15 protein-coding genes are annotated in these 18,585 nt (G+C 65.2%); 8 read left to right on the top strand and 7 right to left on the bottom strand.

Annotated features, from left to right (window positions below):
• Positions 1-1,326, top strand: coding sequence for a replication-associated recombination protein A (locus tag GA615_RS25895; protein WP_152054246.1), 1,326 nt, complete (start codon positions 1-3; stop codon positions 1,324-1,326).
• Positions 1,327-1,341: 15 nt separating this feature from the next.
• Here GA615_RS25895 and GA615_RS25890 read toward each other — a convergent pair whose 3' ends face one another.
• Positions 1,342-3,240 carry a sulfatase-like hydrolase/transferase gene (locus GA615_RS25890; RefSeq protein ID WP_161602572.1) on the bottom strand — a complete coding sequence of 633 codons (1,899 nt, stop codon included), beginning with the start codon at positions 3,238-3,240 and terminating at the stop codon, positions 1,342-1,344.
• A 269-nt stretch (positions 3,241-3,509) separates the two neighbouring features.
• Here GA615_RS25890 and GA615_RS25885 point away from each other — a divergent pair, with 269 nt between their 5' ends.
• Both GA615_RS25885 and GA615_RS25880 read left to right on the top strand, forming a co-directional pair.
• Entirely contained in the window at positions 3,510-3,875 is a 366-nt protein-coding gene (locus GA615_RS25885) for an STAS domain-containing protein (protein WP_152054244.1), read from the top strand.
• A 251-nt stretch (positions 3,876-4,126) separates the two neighbouring features.
• Positions 4,127-6,382 carry a mechanosensitive ion channel family protein gene (locus GA615_RS25880; RefSeq protein ID WP_161602571.1) on the top strand — a complete coding sequence of 752 codons (2,256 nt, stop codon included), beginning with the start codon at positions 4,127-4,129 and terminating at the stop codon, positions 6,380-6,382.
• A 77-nt stretch (positions 6,383-6,459) separates the two neighbouring features.
• Here GA615_RS25880 and GA615_RS25875 read toward each other — a convergent pair whose 3' ends face one another.
• On the bottom strand, positions 6,460-7,857 hold the full coding sequence (locus tag GA615_RS25875) for a sulfatase (RefSeq protein ID WP_201750325.1): 1,398 nt from the start codon (positions 7,855-7,857) through the stop codon (positions 6,460-6,462).
• Positions 7,858-7,975: 118 nt separating this feature from the next.
• The gene (locus GA615_RS25870; RefSeq protein ID WP_152054242.1) at positions 7,976-8,557 is read right to left on the bottom strand and encodes a thioredoxin family protein; all 582 of its coding nucleotides are present in this window, start codon (positions 8,555-8,557) and stop codon (positions 7,976-7,978) included.
• Positions 8,558-8,838: 281 nt separating this feature from the next.
• On the opposite strand from GA615_RS25870, the gene GA615_RS25865 reads away from it, so the two are divergent.
• A complete protein-coding gene (locus GA615_RS25865; RefSeq protein WP_161602570.1) occupies positions 8,839-9,405 on the top strand; it encodes a CHRD domain-containing protein in 567 nt (188 codons plus the stop codon).
• Positions 9,406-9,417: 12 nt separating this feature from the next.
• On the opposite strand, the gene GA615_RS25860 is transcribed toward GA615_RS25865, so the two are convergent.
• The 4 genes from GA615_RS25860 to GA615_RS25845 form a co-directional block, all read right to left on the bottom strand.
• Positions 9,418-10,812 (bottom strand): oligosaccharide flippase family protein, encoded by a 1,395-nt coding sequence (locus GA615_RS25860; protein WP_235905682.1) that lies wholly within the window; start codon positions 10,810-10,812, stop codon positions 9,418-9,420.
• A 507-nt stretch (positions 10,813-11,319) separates the two neighbouring features.
• Positions 11,320-12,087 (bottom strand): SIMPL domain-containing protein, encoded by a 768-nt coding sequence (locus GA615_RS25855; RefSeq protein ID WP_152054241.1) that lies wholly within the window; start codon positions 12,085-12,087, stop codon positions 11,320-11,322.
• 136 nt (positions 12,088-12,223) lie between these two features.
• Positions 12,224-13,402 (bottom strand): ABC transporter permease, encoded by a 1,179-nt coding sequence (locus GA615_RS25850; protein ID WP_235905681.1) that lies wholly within the window; start codon positions 13,400-13,402, stop codon positions 12,224-12,226.
• A gap of 284 nt (positions 13,403-13,686) precedes the next feature.
• A complete protein-coding gene (locus GA615_RS25845) occupies positions 13,687-14,934 on the bottom strand; it encodes a hypothetical protein (protein ID WP_152054240.1) in 1,248 nt (415 codons plus the stop codon).
• 534 nt (positions 14,935-15,468) lie between these two features.
• Between GA615_RS25845 and GA615_RS25840 the strand changes: the two genes are divergently transcribed.
• From GA615_RS25840 to GA615_RS25825, 4 genes are all read left to right on the top strand, one after another.
• Entirely contained in the window at positions 15,469-16,248 is a 780-nt protein-coding gene (locus GA615_RS25840; RefSeq protein WP_161602569.1) for a PEP-CTERM sorting domain-containing protein, read from the top strand.
• Positions 16,249-16,640: 392 nt separating this feature from the next.
• Entirely contained in the window at positions 16,641-17,048 is a 408-nt protein-coding gene (locus GA615_RS25835) for a hypothetical protein (protein WP_161602568.1), read from the top strand.
• A 53-nt stretch (positions 17,049-17,101) separates the two neighbouring features.
• Positions 17,102-17,875, top strand: coding sequence for a hypothetical protein (locus GA615_RS25830; RefSeq protein ID WP_152054237.1), 774 nt, complete (start codon positions 17,102-17,104; stop codon positions 17,873-17,875).
• Between the two features lie 110 nt (positions 17,876-17,985).
• Entirely contained in the window at positions 17,986-18,495 is a 510-nt protein-coding gene (locus GA615_RS25825; RefSeq protein ID WP_152054236.1) for a papain-like cysteine protease family protein, read from the top strand.
• The last annotated feature ends 90 nt before the right edge of the window (positions 18,496-18,585 follow it).

Raw genomic sequence — 18,585 nt, 5'->3', positions numbered from 1 at the left:
ATGCCCCGTGAGCAGACCCAGAGCCTGTTCGACGAGCCCGACGACGACGCCGACGCCCTCGACGTCGTCGATCCCAACGCCCCGCTGGCCGATCGAATGCGCCCTCGGTCGCTCGACGAGTTCGTCGGCCAGGAGCATGTGATCGGCCCCGGGAAGATGCTCCGCAGGCTGGTCGAGGGGTCGGGGCGAATTCCGTCGATGATCCTCTGGGGGCCTCCCGGCACGGGCAAGACCACCCTGGCGCGGTTGCTCTCGCACCGAGACCGCACCCGGTTTGCCCCGCTCTCGGCCGTGCTGTCGGGGGTGAAGGAGTTGCGCGAGGCGATTGCGAAGGCCCGCGACGCTCGCCGCCACTTTTTGCACACGCTTTTATTCATCGATGAGATTCACCGCTTCAACAAAGGCCAGCAAGACGCCCTCTTGCCTGCCGTCGAGGACGGGACGGTGACGCTCCTGGGCGCGACGACCGAGAACCCGTCGTTCGAGGTCAACGCCGCCTTGCTCTCTCGGTGCAAGACGGTCATCCTCCACCCGCTCGACGAATCGCAGATCGTGGCCCTGCTGCGCCGGGCGATCGACGATGCCGATCGCGGCCTCGCCGCGCTCCATCCCGACGTGCCCGATGCCGAGTTGGGGCGCCTGGCCCGCTTTTCCGGCGGCGATGTGCGCGTGGCCCTCTCCGCCCTCGAATCCGCCGTGCTGTCGATCGCGCCGGGCAACGACGGCAAACGACGCGTGGACGAATCCACCATCGTCGAGGCCCTCGGCCGCTCGCGATTCGCCTACGACAAGGGTGGGGAAGACCATTACAACCTGGCGTCGGCTCTGATCAAAAGTTTGCGGAATTCCGATGCCAACGCCGCCCTCTACTGGCTGGCCCGCCTGATCGAAGGGGGGGCCGATCCGGTCTTCATCGCCCGTCGGCTTTGCATTCTCGCCAGCGAAGATGTGGGTTTGGCCGATCCGAACGCGATGGTCCAGGCCCACGCCGCAGCCGAAATCACCCGTCTGATCGGCTTGCCTGAGGCGCTTTATCCCCTCTCGCAGGCAACCCTCTATCTGGCCCGTGCTCCCAAGTCGAACCTGGTGAAACGGGCTTACCAGGCCGCGGCGAAGGATGCCGCCGAGACGGCAAACGTCCCCGTGCCGCTCCACTTGCGCAACGCCGTGACGCCGTTGATGGCCTCGGCCGGATATGGCAAGGGATACCGATACGTCCACGACGACCCGGCCGCCCGCCAGGCCATGACCTGCCTGCCCGACGGGCTCACCGGGCGATCCTACGTCGATCCCGAGGAACTCGGCGGATCGACGCAGGACGCTTGAAGCCAGGGTGATTGGTTACTCGGCCTCGTCGAACGCCTCGACCGCGTGTTCGGCCACGCGCACGACATAATTATTGGGATCATCGAGCGCGGCCCTCAGCGACGGCTCGGCCGCGGCCGCCCGATCGTCAAGGCGATCCAGCACGTTGATTGCCGCCAGGCGGACCCAGTCGTTCGCGTCGGCCATCGCCGGAATCAAGGCGGCCACCGCCTCGTCCGTCCGATCGAGGCGGCAGAGGGCATCGGCCGCGGCCACCCGGACCCACGGGCTCGGGTCGTCCAGCGCGGCCACCAGACGCCCCGCCACCGGCAGGCTCGACGTGCCCCGAATCGCCAGCCCCGTCGCCCCCCACCAGCGGATTCCCGGGTCGGTGTCGTCGAGCAATCCTGCCAGCGTCGCCACATCCGAGGGATCGTTTCGACTGGCCAGATCGGCGGCGTCGAGGATGCGGTCAATCGGATAGCTCGCCGGATCACGCCTGGCCCCGTCGTACGGCGATCCGGAGCCGAACCGGGTCCGCATGTCGGCCTCGTGCAGGAGGCCCAGATCGACAATCTCCGTCTGCCAGCGCCGCAACTCGCCCCGCAAGCGGTCGAGCGTCCCGCGGTACTCGGGATCGAGGGCCAGGTTGTTCACCTCGAACGGATCGATCTCGACGTCGTAAAGCTCCTCAGCTGGCTTCCCCATCGTCATGAAGATCGCCGGAGGACCATTCAAGGCCCCCGCATCGGCCAGAGTTTGCCAGTCCCTCATGGTCGGCATCTCATACATGTAGCCAATATACTGATGATGAAAATAGGGCATCTGCGGCAGAAAATTGCGGATGTATTTGTATTTCTTGTCGCGGACCATCCGCAAGAGGTCGTAGCGCTCGTCCATCCGATCGCGGAACCCATGTACATAACTTCGCGGTTCGGCCTCTTGCTCACCGAGGAAGGCCGAGCCCTGCATGGACTCGGGAATCTCAACACCCGCCAGGCTCAGGACGGTCGGCGCGAGGTCCACGAAGCTGATGAGCCGGTCGGTCGTCTCCCCCGCTTCGGCCGGGGCCAGGTGGGCGTACTTCTCGGGGAAGCGGACGATGAACGGCACCCGAGTGCTCGAATCGTAGAGCCAACGCTTGCCGCGAGGCATCCCCGCGCCGTGGTCGGAATAGAAGAAGACGATGGTGTCGTCGGCCAGGCCGTCGTCTTCGAGCTGCTGAAGCAGCTCCCCCACCTGTTTATCCATGAAGGTAATCATGTCGGCATAACGGGCCCAGTCGCGCCGAACGGCCGGCGTATCGGGGTGATAGGGGGGGACGGGGGCCTTCGACGGGTCGTGACGCTCGTCGGGGGTGAAGTCGGCCACGCGTTCCTGGTACTGAGCTTCGGGAAGCCGGATCTGGCTCTCGTGGCAGCTCGTGAAATTGAAGATGGCGAAGAACGGCTGCCCCTCGTCTCGATTTCGGTACGTGGCGCGGTTGCTCGACTCGTCCCAGGTCTCTGGGGGATGGGTGAAATTATAATCGGTTTTAACGTTGTTGGTGCAGTAGTATCCGACGTCCCGGAGGTACTCCGGGTAGCACCGAACCTCCTCAGGCAACTGGCCCTGGCAGCGCATGTGCTGGGTGCCGATCGACGGCGGAAACATCCCCGTGATGATCGTCGATCGGGCCGGGGCACAGACGCCGATCGTGGCAAAGGCATTCGTGTATCGGACCCCTTCCGAGGCCAGGCGGTCGATGTTCGGCGTCACCGCGTAGGGGTCGCCGTAACAGCCGACGTTCGGGCTAATGTCCTCGCAGGTGATCCAGAGGATGTTCGGCCGATCCTGCTTTGGCGCGCCGCCGGCCAGGGCCGACGATCCGCCAAGGGCCAGCGCGATCAGGGCTCCCAGGCCGAGCAAAAGGGGCCGGCTCGCTCGATGCGTCATGGCGTGAGTCTCGCGTGGGCTGGGTTTGGAGAGGGGTTCGCGTGCATTCGTGAACGAACGATCGAGCGAAGGATTCCGACCGGCCAATTCGCCGATGACCGGGCCTGCCGCCCACCCTTCGCCCGATGCAGGACTACCAGATGCCAGGCCCCTCGGCAAGGCTCCCCGCCGGTTGCGTTCCGGCCTCACGGGGGCTACAGTAGAAGCATCGATCGTCAAATCCATCCAACAGGGATCTCCACTCCCCGAAGTTCAGGAACCGCCCGCTCATGTCCGACGCATTCGAGCCCCAGTTCGTCGCCGAGGATGTGAATCACGCCACGGTTGCTCGTCTCAAGGCCCGGGAAATTCGCCATCCCGAGGTGGCCGTCGAGCTCGGTTCTCAGCTCCGGTCGCTGGTGGAGCAGCATCAACGAACCCGGATTGTCGTCGATTTGCAAGACACCCGATACCTCAGCAGTACCGCGTTTGCGACCCTGCTGAACCTCGGCCGGTTGCTTCAGCAACACCAGGGGAAGATGGCCCTCTGCAACCTCGATCCCGATGTCATGGTCGGAGCCCGGATCATCGGCATCGCTCAGGTCGCTCCCATCTTCGACTCCGAAGCCGAAGCCATCGCCCACGTCTCGGCCTGATCGGACCGCGCCTCGCCGCGTTGTCCGAACACGCTCGCAGCCCCCTTGGGCAACGCCAGGCAGGTCGGGGTGACCTGGCGCGGCGCGGCTCCGCTTGGACCACTCCCGAGACCACCGGCCACCCGCGATTCGATCTCGGATGCCCCCCCTGCGCTCCGGCCGATCCCATCGCTCGTCTCAATCACCCGTCCCAGCCGAGCACGCGCGCTCCTCGATCTTCGATCCTCCTCGCACACCGAAGGACCGACACCATGCCACCCACCTCTCACTCCCCGACTCCAAGATCACCGAGTCGATCGGCCCGGGCCTTCGGAGGAGTGGTCGTGATGGCCGGGGTCATCTTCTCCCAGGCCAACGGGCTCGATGCCTTCCCCGATTCCCTCATCGCCGAGCAACGTCCCGCACCGGCTGAGAGCGCGGTCAACGAGTCCTCGGTTCCCGCTCCTGCCCCAACCGATCCCCCCGCCGCCGCAACTCCCGAGGCCGATTCCCCGGCGGACGATCCCGCCGAGAATCCGGCACTCGTGCCCACCAGCTTTCAGGCCGACGATGCCGAAATGATCGCTCGGCTCGAACGGATTCTTCGGACCAATCGCGAGGAGCTTGCGAAGCAAGAGGCCCTGCTCGACGACGGCCCCGACTCCGATTACCACCGCGCCGAGCAAGAGTTCAACCAGCTTGATCAGGAATTCATCGAAACCGAGAAGGCGCTGCAAGCGGCCCGCGAGGCCGAAGACGCCGAGAACGTCGCCAAGCTCCAATCCACGCTCGACGACCTGGCCCGACGCCGCCAGCTGGCCAAGGACCGCTTCGAGCTGGAAGTCCGCGAACGCAAGGCGGCTCGGGAACAGGTTGAGATCCTCTCCAAGGCCATCGAGTCCGACGAGCAAAGCCTTCGAGAACTCCTGGGCGACGAACCCGAACCATCCCCCGCCGACCCTCCGACCGAACCCGCCCCGGCCCCCGCTCCGGCTGCCAACGCCCCTCCGGCCGACGCCCCCCCGGCCCCCTCCACCGAACCCGAGGCGGCTCAACCCGAGGCCGCCGAGCCCGCCCTGACCCCGACCCTGCCCGGTCTCCCCGGCTTGCCCGCCACCACCACCAAGGAGGCCCAGCCGACCGCCAAAACCCCCGTGCGGGAGGAAGTGACCAAAGCCCAGCAGGAAGTCGCAACCCGAGCCGATGTCGCCGCCGAGGCCGAGCGCCGTTCCCAGTCGCTCGACGAACGCTTGCAACTGATCGAGCGCAAGATCGCTTCGATTCGTGAGCAGCTCGCCACCGCCCAGCGCAAGGCCGACAACGCCCGGGAAACCCGGAATGTCCTGTCCGAGGAGTTCCGCGAAAAAACCTTTAGCGATACCCCTCGCGAAGAACTCCAAGCGCTTCGCGAGCGCATCACCGAGGCCGACCGCGCCGTTCGAGACGCCACCACCGAGGTCCGCGAACGCACCGCCCGCCTGCAAGAGGTTCACGAGGAACGGGCCCTGATCAGCGAGGCCCGCGAGGCCGTCATCCGAGAAGCCGCCGAGGCCCGCCTGGCGCTTGAACTGGCCCAGGCCGCCTTGCGCGAAACGACCAATCCCTTCTCCCTGCAGAACCTCTCACGATGGTTCGTCGAGCGGGGGCCGGGCGTCGTCGTGATTGTTGGGATCGCCATGCTCTTGATCTGGCTGATCAATCGCTTCGGAAGCCGGGTCGCCTCGCTCATCGCCCAGCGCAGTACCCGGGGATCGCTGGCCGAGCGGGAAGACCGGTCCAGAACCCTGGTGAGCGTCTTCGAGAACGCCTCGTCGGCGGCCATCCTCATCGGCGCGATCCTCATGAGCCTCGACTACGCCGGCGTGCCGATCGGCCCGTTACTCGGCGGTGCGGCCGTACTTGGCCTGGCGATCAGCTTCGGCGCTCAGAATCTCGTGTCCGACTTCTTTTATGGCTTCATGATCTTGTTTGAGAATCAGTACAAGCTCAACGACGTGGTTCGCATCAACGATCACTCGGGGCAGGTCGAGCGCATCACCCTTCGAATGACCGCGCTGCGCGACATTGAGGGAAACCTGCACTTCATTCCGAACGGTCAGATCACCTCGGTCATCAACATGACCCACGGCTGGTCGCGCGCCCTGTTCGATATCGGCGTGGCCTACAAGGAGGATGTGGACCGCGTCATGGACGTGATCGTCGAGCTGGGCAAGGAGCTGCGGCAGGATCCCCGGTTCCGCCCCTTGATCCTCGAAGACCCGACCATGCTCGGCGTCGACGGCTTCGCCGACTCGGCCGTGATGATCAAGTTCTTCATCAAGACCCGCCCCTTGCAACAGTGGGCCGTCAAGCGCGAACTGCTCCGACGCATGAAGAATCGTTTTGATGAGCTCGGGATCGAGATTCCCTTCCCGCACCGCACCGTCTACCACCGCACCGACGACCCCGCCCTCAGCCACTTGACCATCTCCACCGAGCCGTCGCTCGGCGACGGCAAGGGGCTCTCCTCCAACGAGCAACCGGTCTGATCCCGAGCAACCGAGCGAATCCCGATTTCCTCGGGATTCGCCCGTCCCGGAATTTCCGAACGCACCGTCTCGGGCGATCAGCGCGTCTGGGCCGCTCGATCGGGGTCATACTCCGGGTTCGGCCGGGGCAACTGCGCGTCGACTTCGGCCCGCCACTCGGCGAGCCGATCACGCAAATCAGCCGCCTTTTCCGGCATCATTGCAGCAAGATCCGTGGATTCGCCAAGGTCTTCGGCCAGGTGGTACAGCTCGACGCGGTCGTCCTCGAAAAACTCGATCAGCTTCCAGGCGCCGGCCCGGATGGCCGAGTACGGGGTCGCGCCACCAGGGTGATAATGCGGGTAGTGCCAGAACAGGGCGTCGCGGTCGAGCGAGGCCTCGGGATCGCGGAGCAAGGGGACCAGGGACCGCGCATCGGGCAGGTCCGCGACCCCATCCGCCCCGGCCACGTCGAGGGCGGTGGCGAACAGGTCGTTGCTGATGACCGGCTCGTCACAGGAGGTCCCCGCAGGGACCGTCCCCGGCCATCGGACAATCAAGGGGACCCGGACACCCCCCTCATAGGCCGATCCTTTCCCCGCTCGAAGCGGGGAATTGCTGGTAATGTCGCGCAGGGCGAGGCCGCCGTTGTCGGAGGTGAAGATGACGAGTGTCTCCTCGGCCAGCCCCAGGTCGTCGATCGTCCCCACCACCCGGCCGATCGCCTCGTCCATCGTGTGCACCATCGCCGCATACGTGGGGTTCGTCTGCCGCAAGTCCGGAGTGAGCTTCGCTCGGTAATGCTCAATCAGCCCTCGCTTCGCCTGCAACGGCGTGTGGACGGCATAATGAGGCATGTAGAGCAAGAACGGCTGATCCTTGTATTTCTTGATGAACTGCACTGCTTCCTCGGCCAACCGATCAGTCAGGTCTTCTCCGTCGGGGCCTTCCTCCAGGGTGGGGATGTTGTACGGTGCGAAGTACGACGGCGGCTGCCCCCGGCCATACCCGGCGATGTTGCGGTCGAACCCGTGATGCGTTGGCCACTGCTCCGGCTCGTCGCCAAGGTGCCACTTACCAATGCTCACCGAGGCATATCCGAGCGGTTTCAACGCCTCGGCCATCGTCGTCTCGTCGTGCGAGAGAAACTCGGTCCACTCGGGGATGGCCAGCTTTGCAAACGGCCGTTTGTGGCCATGAATCCAGTCGGTCACGCGCAGGCGGGCCGGGTACTTGCCTGTCATGACGGCCGCTCGGGTGGGGGAGCAGACGGTGCAGGCGGCGTAGGCGTCAGTGAAGGACATCCCTTCGCGGGCCAGGCGATCGACGTTCGGCGTCTCGTACAGGTCGCTGCCGAAACAGGCCAGGTCGGTCCAGCCCAGGTCGTCGATCAGGAACACGACCACGTTCGGCGGCCGGTCCTCGGCGGCCTCGGCCACCGTCCCAATCCAGCCGATCATCCCCACCAGCACGGCGGCGAGCATTCGGTGAGACATAAAAAAACAACCCCCTGTGTTTTCATTTCAGAAATTCTCACGAACGATTATATCACAATCAACCTTTTGTACAGCCGTTGAATCAACGACCGCAAAAAAGGCCGTTCCATCGAGAGAATCATGTGTTGAAATACTCAGGTTCATTGCCAGGTTTCCACTTGATGTTGCAGCCGATGCTCGGCTTCTGGTCGGCCGGGACGGGCTGGCCGGAGAGGACGGCTTCGACGGCGGCCTTCAGGTCCTTGCCGGTCATGGGAATGTCGTTTCCAGGACGGCTGTCATCGAACTGCCCGCGATAGACAAGGGAGTGGGAACGGTCGAAGACGTAGAAGTCGGGCGTGCAGGCGGCCTTATAGGCCTTGGCCACCTCCTGCGTTTCGTCGTAGAGATAAGGGAACGTGTATCCGACCGAATCCTTCTCCACCCGCATCTTCTCGGGAGCGTCGTCGGGGTGAGACGTGACGTCGTTGGAGCTGATACCGACGACGGCCACCCCTTTCGACTGCAGCTCCTTCGCCACATCTCGCAAGGATTCTCGAATATGTTTGACATACGGGCAATGGTTGCAGATGAAGGCCACGACCAGGGCAGGGGCGTCCTTGAAGTCGCTGAGACGAACCGTCTGGCCGTCGGTATCGGGCAGGGCGAATTCTGGGGCAGAGGTGCCCAGGGGGAGCATTGTTGAGGGAGTCAGGGCCACGGGTGTCGCTCCTTTGGCACGCGGGGTCAGCTGGTGGGCCGTGTCGGCCTCTTGAAAGACCAATCCTTCTGGGATGATCAGGGTAACGCGAGCCCGGCTCAAGTGGTAGACCCGGTCCTCTGGGATCAACGATCAGGCATGAGAGCTTGAGGCCCGAGCGTCTCAAGAATCTCGATCGAGGCGAACATTGGTGCTGGTCGATCGCAGGGAACGGGCCTACAATCGGGTCCGCCTTGTGAATGGAGCACGGCTTGAAACATCAAGGAGTTCGAGTATCACTCATGAAGGTTCTTCAAACCACATTCGCTGCAATCATTCTTGCCGTCGTGTTCGCTCCGGTGGCCCGGTCGTCAACGATCACCTTCACCACCACGATCGACACGTTGCAACAGGTAGCGACTCCAAACATTCCCTCGGGTTTTGATCCGAAGGGGAGTGGGGTCTTGAAGCTCGACACCACGTCCCTTTTGCTGTCGTGGGACATCGAGTACGAGGGGCTGACCGGGCCGATCGACGGGCCGGGCGCTCACCTGCATGGCCCGGCAGGTCCGGGAGTCAACGCCGGAATTCAGGTCTGGCTGGCCGGCGGGCCGAGCGGTGTCCCCTTGCCGCAACCGGCCTCGGGCCAGTTGATCGGCTCGACCACCATCACCAGCGCCCAGGCCGATCAACTGATCGCCGGCCTCTGGTATGTCAATATCCATACCGCCCGGAACCCGACCGGAGAGATTCGAGGCCAGGTCCTCGCCATTCCCGAGCCGGCGACCCTTGGCATGATGGTCATGGGCGGCCTGGGGGTCGGCCTGTTTGTCCGCCATCGGCGGCGACGCGAGGGCCTCGCGGCTTGAGGCCGAGAACGCTCAGCGCCGGAGCAGGCATCGCAGCTCGTTCAAGGGCAAGGCGTTGAGCAGGACCAGCGTGCCGAGATAAACGGCCGCGCCACCGAGAACCGCGAGCAGCACGTGCCACTCGGCCAGCACCAGGCAGGCCGGCACCATCACGAGCGAGGCCAGCAGCGGAGGGCCGAGGTGGTGGTGCCAGGCCGGGGCTCGGCCTTCGACCTGCAAGCGTCGATACCCGGCGCAGGTCAGCAAGGCCGCGACGATCAGGACCGCCACGGCCGCGCCGACGAGGCCGAACTGGAGGCGGAACCCCGCCGTCAAGGGGGCGATCAGAAGGGCGGCCCCGATCAGCATCCGGACGCCGGCCGCCTCGCGATTCAGGGCGATCAGGGCCGACTGGTAGAGAAAGGCCAGGGTCAGGAGCGGGATCCGCCAGGCACCGACGGCCAGCAAGAGCCCCGCCCCGGCATAGTCGGGGCCAAGCAAGAGGGCGATCAACGGGTCGGCCAGCACGGTCGCCCCAACAGCCACCGGCACGAGGCCAAGCATCAGGACCCGGACCATCCCATCAAGCGCCGCCTGGCCCTCGGCGGGAGAGGATCGCCAGCATCGGGCGAGCATGGGGAAGACGACCTGGCGGAAGATGATGCCGAAGGTCAGGATCGCCGCCACCACCCGGTGCGGAGCGCCGTAGAGGCCGACATCGGCCCACTGGCTCAAGAGGCCGACGACCAGCAGATCGGCCGAACCGATGACCGCCTGAGAGACCTGGATGACGTAAACCGGCCTCCCGCGTCGGAGGATCGTCCGCAAGGCCCGGGTGCCTCGGAGGGTCAGGCGAGGGGGGCCGAAGGTTCGGAGGTAGCAGGCCCAGACCAGGGCGATCCCGCAGAGTTCTCCGGCCACGAGGCAGATCGGCACCCACTCGATCCGGGAGACGTCGGTGACCCAAAGACCGACGCCGAGGGCATAGATGGCGGTACGGATCAGCAGGGAGACGGCGACCAGGGTCATCCGCTCCAGGCCTCGGTAGACGAAGTCGAGGCCGATGGCGGTGGTCAGAAGCATCAGGCCGTAGAGGGAGAGAATCAACCACTCCGACGCCTCGGAGAAGCTGAACCAGCCGACGGTGACCAGGCCGGTCAGCAGGGCGACGGCCAGGCACCCCCGGATGGCGAGGATGTGGTTGACCAGGGGGCGGATCAGCCTCGGGTGGCGGGCGATCTCTCGGGTGGCGATGACGTCGAGCCCTTCGCGGACGAGCAGGACGAGCCAGAAGACCACATTGAAGGCGAACTCGATCCGGCCGTAGCCTTCGCGGCCGAGCCGCTGGGCCAGGGCCAGGGTGACGACCATCGAGATGGCCCGGCAGGCGACCTCGGCCACGCTCAGGGCCGCGAAGTTCGAGGCCATTCGCCGCGAGTTCGAGGCCTGGGAAGGGCTGGGGGCCTCTGCGCCAGCCAACGGAGCAGGGCGAGCGATTGGGGACGCAGACCGGTCCCGGTCCGGCGGCGGGGCCGCGGAAGGGCGAGGGGGTCGGACGGGGCTCCGCAAGCTCGACGTAATGGGCATGCGCGATCGCACTTCCCTGTGTGCCAGGCGTCGGCCCAATTCCTTTGGTATGACGCCTTTCCGAGACGACCGCCACCCGCACGGAGACAGGTCGCCGAGGCCCCGAACTGTTCACTCAAACCTTACGACGCCGAAGCGCCGGGACGAACGACTTTTTTTGATCGGGGCGGGCCATCAGGCCGCGAGGGATTGACGCGCCCGATGGTCCTGTTGACGGTCCCGGTCGAGCCATCCTAGACCGCCCTGGGGGGGCCGTCAACGCAAGGTTCGACCGGAGCCCAAGGAGAACTTGAAGGGGATTGCACATTCTTCCATCCGGGCCCGTCGCCGAGACCGGGGGAATCCGTGTCAGTTCGGCGTGGTGATCTCGAAGACGACCTGGACGGAGACGCTCAGCTCCTCCTCTCCCGGAGCGACGGGGACCGACTCGGAGGCCATCATCATGGCCCGGCCCATCATCGGCCGGGGAGGAGGCATGAAGCCGTCGGACTCGGTGATCGCAACCGGAGCGCCAAGGACCACGCCAAGCTCTCCGCAAAGCTGCTCGGCCTTGCGTTTGGCGTCGGCCACGGCCCGCTTGCGGGCCTCGTCGAGCAGGGCGCGCGACTCCTCGATCCGGAAGCCGATGCCGTTCATCTGGTTGGCTCCGGCGGAGACGACGGCGTCGAGTAACTCGCCGAGTTTGTTCAGATCACGCACCGTTACCCGGACCGAGTTGGTCACGGTGTAGCCGACGATTCGGGGGGTGAAGCCCTCCTCCTGAGGAGGGCGAGGGCGGCCGGGCTGCGGGGGCTGAGGCTGGGAGTAGCGGGGGTTGAGGTTGATGTTGGTCGTCTGGATGTCCTTGGCGGCGATCCCTCGGCCCTTGAGCTGTTCGGTCAGGGTGGTCATGGCCTGGTTGTTGGTCGAGAGGGCGTCTCGGGCGGTCGGGGCCTCGGTGACCACGCCAAAGGAGATGTCGGCCACGTCGGGAGCGGCGGAAATCTCTCCCAGTCCGGAGACGGTGACGGTCCGCCGATCGTGAGCGTGCATGCCGTGCTCCTGGGCATGGGCGTCGCGCAGAGGGCTGATGGAGGCCAGGCAGAGGGCAACAGCCGGGGGGGTCAGGCGGTTCATTCACGCGTCTCCCGTTCGGAACATGGGGGCGATCATTACAAAGAGGTTCGAAAAGGGTGCGATCGAGGCGACACGGACCAGGGGGAGGAATGCGTCCCTCGTTCCCTTTTCCAGAACGCAGGGACGGGCCGGTTTCTTAGGCGTCTGCCCGGTGGCGAAGCCGGTCGAGGGTGACGGCGGCGATGATGATGACGCCGATGATGATGTCCTGCACGGGGTTCGGGAAGCCGGCGTGGACGCTGCCGTTGTTCAGGACGGACATGATGAGGACGCCGATCAGGGTGCCGAGGACCCGGCCTTCGCCGCCGCTTAGGCTCCCCCCGCCGATCACCACGGCGGCGATGACCTGAAGCTCCAGCCCCTCGGCCGTCGTCGGGTCGCCGGTGCCGCCGAGGTAGGTGAACTGCATGACCCCGGCCAGGCCGGTCAGCAGGCCCGCCAGGCTGTAGATGGCCAGCTTGATCCCCGAGACGTTCAGGCCGCAGAGCCGCGCGGTTGCCTCGTTCGAGCCGACAGCGTAGGCGTAGCGGCCGAGCAGGCTGGAGCGGAGCATCAGGGCCATCAGGATGCTCAGGCCGAGCAGAATCCAGACGCCGGGGGCCAGGCGGGCGACTTCCTGCACGACGGGCCCGGCCGCTCCCGGAACCCGGCTGAGCTGGGCCTCGATGCCGGGGGGCAAGGTCGCGTCGGTCGCCAGAAGCCCCTTGAACCAGGGGGTTTTGTCCGCGTCGTCGATGTAAACCGAGGTGCTGCCGGCCGACCACTTCGCCAGGCCTCGGAACGCCTTCATCGTGCCCAGGGTGACGATGAAGGGGACGACGTTGAGCTTGGTGATCAGGGCCCCGTTGACCAGGCCGCAGAGGCCGCCGAGCAGGACCCCGGCGACCATCGCCACGGGCAAGGGGACCGGCGGCACCGCGACCGAGTCGCCCCCGGCGAGCCGCTGGAGCCAGTCGCCGCCGAGCGCTCCGGGGAGCATCGGCACCGGCAGGTCGAAGCCGCCGACGAGCGAGGCGGCCAGGACCGTCACCAGGGCCACCGCCGAGCCGACCGACAGGTCGATGCCGCCGACGATCATGATGAGGGTCATCCCCAGGGCCGCCGTGCCGACGATGACCGATTGCACGGCGATCGTCCGCCAGTTGTAGGCGGACATGAAGGCGCCCGAGTCTCTCGTCAGCCAGGCAAACAGGGCGATGATCAGGACCAGGCCGACGAACGGCCCGAAGACGGTCCAGACCCAGCCGAGCGTTCCTCGGACCCGAGCGGCCCGCTGGCCGGCGGTTGGCGCGGTGGGCTCCATTGCGTTCGACACCCAAACTCCTCCCGTCCAGGGGCCGACCCGACCCCGGAGCGTCCTCGATCGCGGCTCCTCTCGGTCGCCCGGAACCTCGACGGCGCGGAGGCTCCTCGACCTCGACCGCTCGATGATCGGGGATCGTGAGTCGGGGATCAATGGCCGAGGGGCCATCGGGGCGGGGGAATCGGGTCGCACGAGGGGGGGGGCTCCGGTTGGGGTTCGGTGGGGATGGTCGCTGGGCGCATCCCGGCCCTGGGAAGGGTCGGGGGAGGGGGTTCGAGGCTTCGATCAGGGGCCGATCAGGACCGCCAGGCGTCGTCTCGGGAGCCGCTGGGGGCCGGCGGCCGGCTGGGTTCGGGGCTGAAGGAGGGATCGGAGGGGGCGGAATGGCCGTCGAATCGGGGCTCGGTGCGCTGATCGGCGGTGGAGGGATCGGCCGACGGCTCGCAACGCATCTCGTTACCTCGAAGGGGATTGAGACGATCGCCTGAGGCTTCGGGAGGGGATTGCGGGGGTTCGTTTCGGGAATCGACCGGGCACGGCGCGGCGGGAGGAGGCGGGGCGGGGTCGGGGGCCGCGCGGTTGGGGAAGCCGGCGCCGGTGGAGGGGGTTTCGGCGACGCGCTTGCGGGAGACGTGGGGGTGGGCCTGGTGCCACTGGCGGTCCTGATCCTTGCTGCGTTCGACGCGGAGGCGCATGAGCTGGTTGATGCCTCGGGTCATCTCGGAAAAGGCTTCGCGGCGGTAGCGCTGGCGGAGCTGGCCGTCCTTGGTGGTGTCGATGAGGCCGAGGTGGGAGACGGCCTCGGCTTCGGGGCCATCCTGCGATTCCCAGAGGGTCTGACGGAGGGTGTCGAGGCGGTCGATCTCCTCGGCGATGAGCCGACGAAGTTCAAAGCGGGCGGGAACGGGGTCGATCGGCGGGCCGAAGGAGGGATCGACGGGCATGCCGGAGCAGACGCGGGCGAGCCGCCAGAGGGAACGAAGCCAGGGGTCGGCGTCGGGGCCGGGGGCCTGCGGGTAGACGCCGAGCATCCGCAAGGCGCTGGGGCAGTCGTCCTGGTCCCAGCGGAGCCCCTGGGCGAGCTTCGCGTCGAGCTGCTCCCAGTGGCGCAGGAGCCACTCGCAGCCGAAGGAGGTCGCTTCGAGATCGGCGACGGTGTTGATCGGATCGTAGTTGAGGTTCTGCGCGAGGCTCCGGACGCGGTGCCGCTGCTTCGCTTCCCAGCGTGCGACGGCCTTTCGTGTGGCGTCGCCGAGGGATGCCTCCTCGACCTTCCGGCAGCGTTCGAAACGCGCATAGGCAACGGCCGAGGCGCGGATGAGGGCTTCCTCGGCCTCGGTGTCGGCGCCGAGTTGCCTGGTCCAGCGATCGGCGAAGTCCTGCATGAGTTTCGCCTCGTCGTCTCCGATCGGCAGCGCGGCGGTCATCCCGTGTCGCCGGGCGTTTTGCCTGCTGCGCCGCTTGCCCCGATCGGTCCGAGGGCCGGGGGAGCGCTGGGGACGGCTCGAATCGTGGTCGAGGGAGGCGGGATTGCTGGGGCTCATGGTGGGGGCCTCGATGGTTGCAGTGCGATTCGGTGCGTGCTGCGGTTGTCCTTGGAAGCATGGGGGATGCAGCGTCTTCGTCTCGGCCCCTGGGCGGCTCCGTCGCCGCGCATCGGGATGAGGGCCTGGCTATCTAAAACCATCGAGAAAAGGGGGAGCCTTAGTCACAAGAAATCAGACGCGGGGACGGAATTTCCGCGCAAGAGCGCGATGACCACGACTTCGGGAGCGGGTCCGGCGGGTTCGCTGGGCTCCGGTCGGCCCCAGTCCTCCCGATCCGCCTCGAAACGGCCTGGGGTCAGGATGACCTCGGCGATCCCGTGGGAAAGCGTGGCTGTGCGACGGCTTAGCCAGATCTCATCACACAAGCCACACAAGAATTTTTTGATTTTGCGACTTGCAAGGCTGGTCGCGTAGGGATAACGTCGGACGACCGCCAACTGGACCAGGCCCAGGGCGCTCTCGGGCGAAGGCGTGTGTGAAATGTGGGAGCGCAGGAAGATCTGACACATCAATCACCATAGGATTATGCTCATGGGAAGCTTCAGAATGCTGGCCGTGGTGGCGGTTGCATCGGCCGTGATGGCCGGTGCAACGAGCAGGGCAACGGCCGAGTCGGTGCTGACCTTCGATGGGCAGCCGACGGGACTGTTCACGAGCCTGACCGAGAACGGTTACCGGCTGAACTTCGTCGGGTTCGGTGACAGGCAGATGGTCAGCGACCTCGGAGGCGGCAACAACGCGCTTCTCGACAGTGATCCCGGCAACGCCTCGGGGGCAGAGGTTACAATTACCAGGCTGGACGGCCGGTCGTTCAGCCTCATTTCGATGGACATCGCCAACCTGAACAACCCCGGAGGCGGGCCGTTCGAGGTCGAGACCGACGAAAATAGTCGCGTCCAGTTGACCAGTGGCGGTGGCGACCGCATCGCCTATCGGACTGGGTCGAGTACGTTCAGCACGATTCGCCCGAGTGGATTCACGAAGATTCATTCACTCTCTTTGAACATCGTGAGTGGCTTCGAGCTGGATTCCGATGGCAACCTGTTCCCGCTCACCTTGGCCGTGGACAACATCCATTTGAGGGCGGTTCCCGAACCATCGAGCCTGGTCCTGGCCTCCATTGGCGGCCTGGCTGGGCTCGGGGTGTGGCTGAGGCGTCGCGGGTGGCCCCGGTTGCTCGCCAACCGGGGCGGCGCAGCCGCAGGAGACAGCGGGACGCCGCCTCATAGCCTCTCGTCGCTCCGCGACCCCGGTTGGCGAGCAACCGGGGCCACCCGCGGAGGGGGAGGAGTTGCGAGGCTCATGGTGTGAGACTCGATGGTTGCGGTGCGCCTGATGGTTGTCCTCGGCGGCGCGGGGTGTGGGCTCCCTCGGCTCGGCACCGGGCGGCTCCGTCGCCTCGCACGAGATGGGTGGGCCTCGTCTTCAATCCCATCGAGAAATTGAGGAGTGATCGTCATAATAATCTGAAGCGGGGACGAACTTTTCGAGCAGGAGTGGCGTGATTTCCACTTCGGGAGCGAGGCTGGCTGCGGTCAGGATGACCGAGCCACTCCGTGACCTGGCCGATTTTTTGTCGGGAAACGACTCATTTTCTGATCGCGTCTCGAAGGGCCAGATTTGTATCTTCAATGATTCGGGAGCGGACGACGCTCCCGAGTCCACGTCAAATGATCCACACTTCATTCGAAGGGCGATCTCTCATGGCGAAACCATCTGCCCAGTCCAGGGCTGCCGGAAAAACGTCGATTGAGCTGAAGGACGTCGTGGAGAAGATGGCTGAGCTGATTGGCATGACGACCCAGCTTTCCCCGAACGTACGGAGCGAGATCCTGCGGGATCCGGCGATGCTCGTCGGGGCGGTGCAGCCTCGGAAGTCGAGCCTCAAAGACCATAAGAAGGAAGTCCAGGTCTTCAAGACCTCAAGAAATCGTGAGCGGACGCCCATCCAGCCTGAGGATCTCCTCAGTGAGAAGTCGCTCAAGCGCCAGGTCGAGCTGCACCAGGCCATTCTGCGGAAGCTTGGAATCGAGGACGAAGTCAACGAGCTTCAGGCCATCAAGCCGGAAAAACAACGCACTCGGACGGGCAAAAAGACGGATCGCGGATAGGACCCGATCGGTCCTGGGTTCCGAACGATTGCTTGAATTTTTTGAGGTGCAGAATGAACGGCATCGGAGACTTCCTCCAGTGGTTGGCCTGCCTGATTCTCTACAGCCCCATCGAGCCTGATGAAATCGATACGGAACTGAACACGATCAATGAAAAACAACAATTTGTGCCGATTCTTGATTCATGCGGTGGTCCGAATGCGTTGACAGCCAACTTCACCAACGCCAATGTGGGACGAATCCGGGGCCAGGCGTTTGGCTGCGGCAATTTCGTTCAGAACAAGCGAGGGGTGATCGGAGCCGATTTCGCGTATCTGTCGGGGATTGCCGGGGGAGACATCCTGACCGGGATCGAGTACGAATTCCGCGCCCGGGTGGCCGCGAGGGGGCGGATGCGGCACTTCCCGGCCGAGACGCCCGGCGGCTCGCCGCCGTTCGGCCGGAATCCCGCCCCGTTCACCATCGGGCTGGTGTTCACGTTCATCAGGATCTTTCAGGTCAATGATGCGGGCGACCTCTTCGAAATCGCCCGATCGCCCCAGATCTTCCACCACTCCGTGACCCATCCCGCCAGCGCGGGGGTGATCTTGCCCGCTCCCTTCGACCTGAACGAGGAGGTCTCGCTGCGATTCACCCCGATCAACGATGGCCCGGTGTTCTTCGAGGTGGAAGTCTCGGTGCAAGGAGGGGCGACGGGTAGCTTCTCAGACATTCAGATCGGATCATTCGAGGATGCGACCTCGGGATTCGCCACGGTCGAGGTTAGTGCCCCGATCGCGCAGAAGGTACTCGAAGACGACGCCTGCGCGGAGCTGTTTGGGAGGTGATGTCGGGTGAGGGAGTGGAACTGCGGGCATTGGGACGTGCTGCTTCGGTTCGTTGATCGTGAATTGAATTGATGTGCGACGGTGATTCTTTTGAAACGGAGGGCTAAGTGATGGTTGCGACCTATGTGGTGCAGAATGTTCCGCTGATTCCGCAAGATCAGGGGATGGCGTGCTGGTATGCCAGCGCTCAAATGCTGATCCGGTGGCGACGCGAGCGGATGCAGATGACCGAGGGCGCACTGCCCGACCCGAGCCAGGTGAACGAGACAGTTCAACTGTACAAGGCGAACAACGGGTTGCCGCTGACGGAGATGGTCCGGTTTGCGCAGCTCATGGGGTTGCGTCAGGTGCCGCCGATGAGTCCGACGATCGAGGCGGTGGCGGGATGGCTGAACGATTATGGGCCGATCTGGACGGCGGGGCTGAAGGTGACCAGCACGGCGTCGTATGGGCATGTGGTGGTGATCACCGGCGTGTCCTCGTCACAGCTTTTCATTCATGATCCCGAACCGGTGAACATCGGCACGCAGGAATGGAAGCCGCATTCGTGGCTGGACACCACGTTGTCGATCGGCAGCAATCCGAACGTGGCGTATAACTTTCTTCACTTGCCTGTGTGACGGTGGGGTGAGCAAGGGCGGGCCGAACTCCAGGGCGTTGCGTCGGGAGGGGAGGTCGGGTATCGGAGAGGGGCGGAGGTTGGGGATTCC

This window comes from Tautonia marina (assembly GCF_009177065.1).
Classification (GTDB): domain Bacteria; phylum Planctomycetota; class Planctomycetia; order Isosphaerales; family Isosphaeraceae; genus Tautonia; species Tautonia marina.
Note: the sequence above shows the minus strand (reverse complement) of the source record. Positions and strands in the feature narration are given on the sequence as shown.

Excerpts from the sequence above, each read along its gene's own strand:
- GA615_RS25895 (WP_152054246.1), top strand. The coding sequence starts at position 1 with ATGCCCCGTGAGCAGACCCAGAGCCTGTTCGACGAGCCCGACGACGAC.
- GA615_RS25875 (WP_201750325.1), bottom strand. The coding sequence starts at position 7,857 with ATGTCTCACCGAATGCTCGCCGCCGTGCTGGTGGGGATGATCGGCTGG.
- GA615_RS25830 (WP_152054237.1), top strand. The coding sequence starts at position 17,102 with ATGAACGGCATCGGAGACTTCCTCCAGTGGTTGGCCTGCCTGATTCTC.
- GA615_RS25825 (WP_152054236.1), top strand. The coding sequence starts at position 17,986 with ATGGTTGCGACCTATGTGGTGCAGAATGTTCCGCTGATTCCGCAAGAT.
- GA615_RS25855 (WP_152054241.1), bottom strand. The coding sequence starts at position 12,087 with ATGAACCGCCTGACCCCCCCGGCTGTTGCCCTCTGCCTGGCCTCCATC.
- GA615_RS25885 (WP_152054244.1), top strand. The coding sequence starts at position 3,510 with ATGTCCGACGCATTCGAGCCCCAGTTCGTCGCCGAGGATGTGAATCAC.
- GA615_RS25835 (WP_161602568.1), top strand. The coding sequence starts at position 16,641 with ATGGCGAAACCATCTGCCCAGTCCAGGGCTGCCGGAAAAACGTCGATT.
- GA615_RS25890 (WP_161602572.1), bottom strand. The coding sequence starts at position 3,240 with ATGACGCATCGAGCGAGCCGGCCCCTTTTGCTCGGCCTGGGAGCCCTG.
- GA615_RS25840 (WP_161602569.1), top strand. The coding sequence starts at position 15,469 with ATGGGAAGCTTCAGAATGCTGGCCGTGGTGGCGGTTGCATCGGCCGTG.
- GA615_RS25865 (WP_161602570.1), top strand. The coding sequence starts at position 8,839 with ATGAAGGTTCTTCAAACCACATTCGCTGCAATCATTCTTGCCGTCGTG.
- GA615_RS25860 (WP_235905682.1), bottom strand. The coding sequence starts at position 10,812 with ATGGCCTCGAACTTCGCGGCCCTGAGCGTGGCCGAGGTCGCCTGCCGG.
- GA615_RS25845 (WP_152054240.1), bottom strand. The coding sequence starts at position 14,934 with ATGAGCCCCAGCAATCCCGCCTCCCTCGACCACGATTCGAGCCGTCCC.
- GA615_RS25880 (WP_161602571.1), top strand. The coding sequence starts at position 4,127 with ATGCCACCCACCTCTCACTCCCCGACTCCAAGATCACCGAGTCGATCG.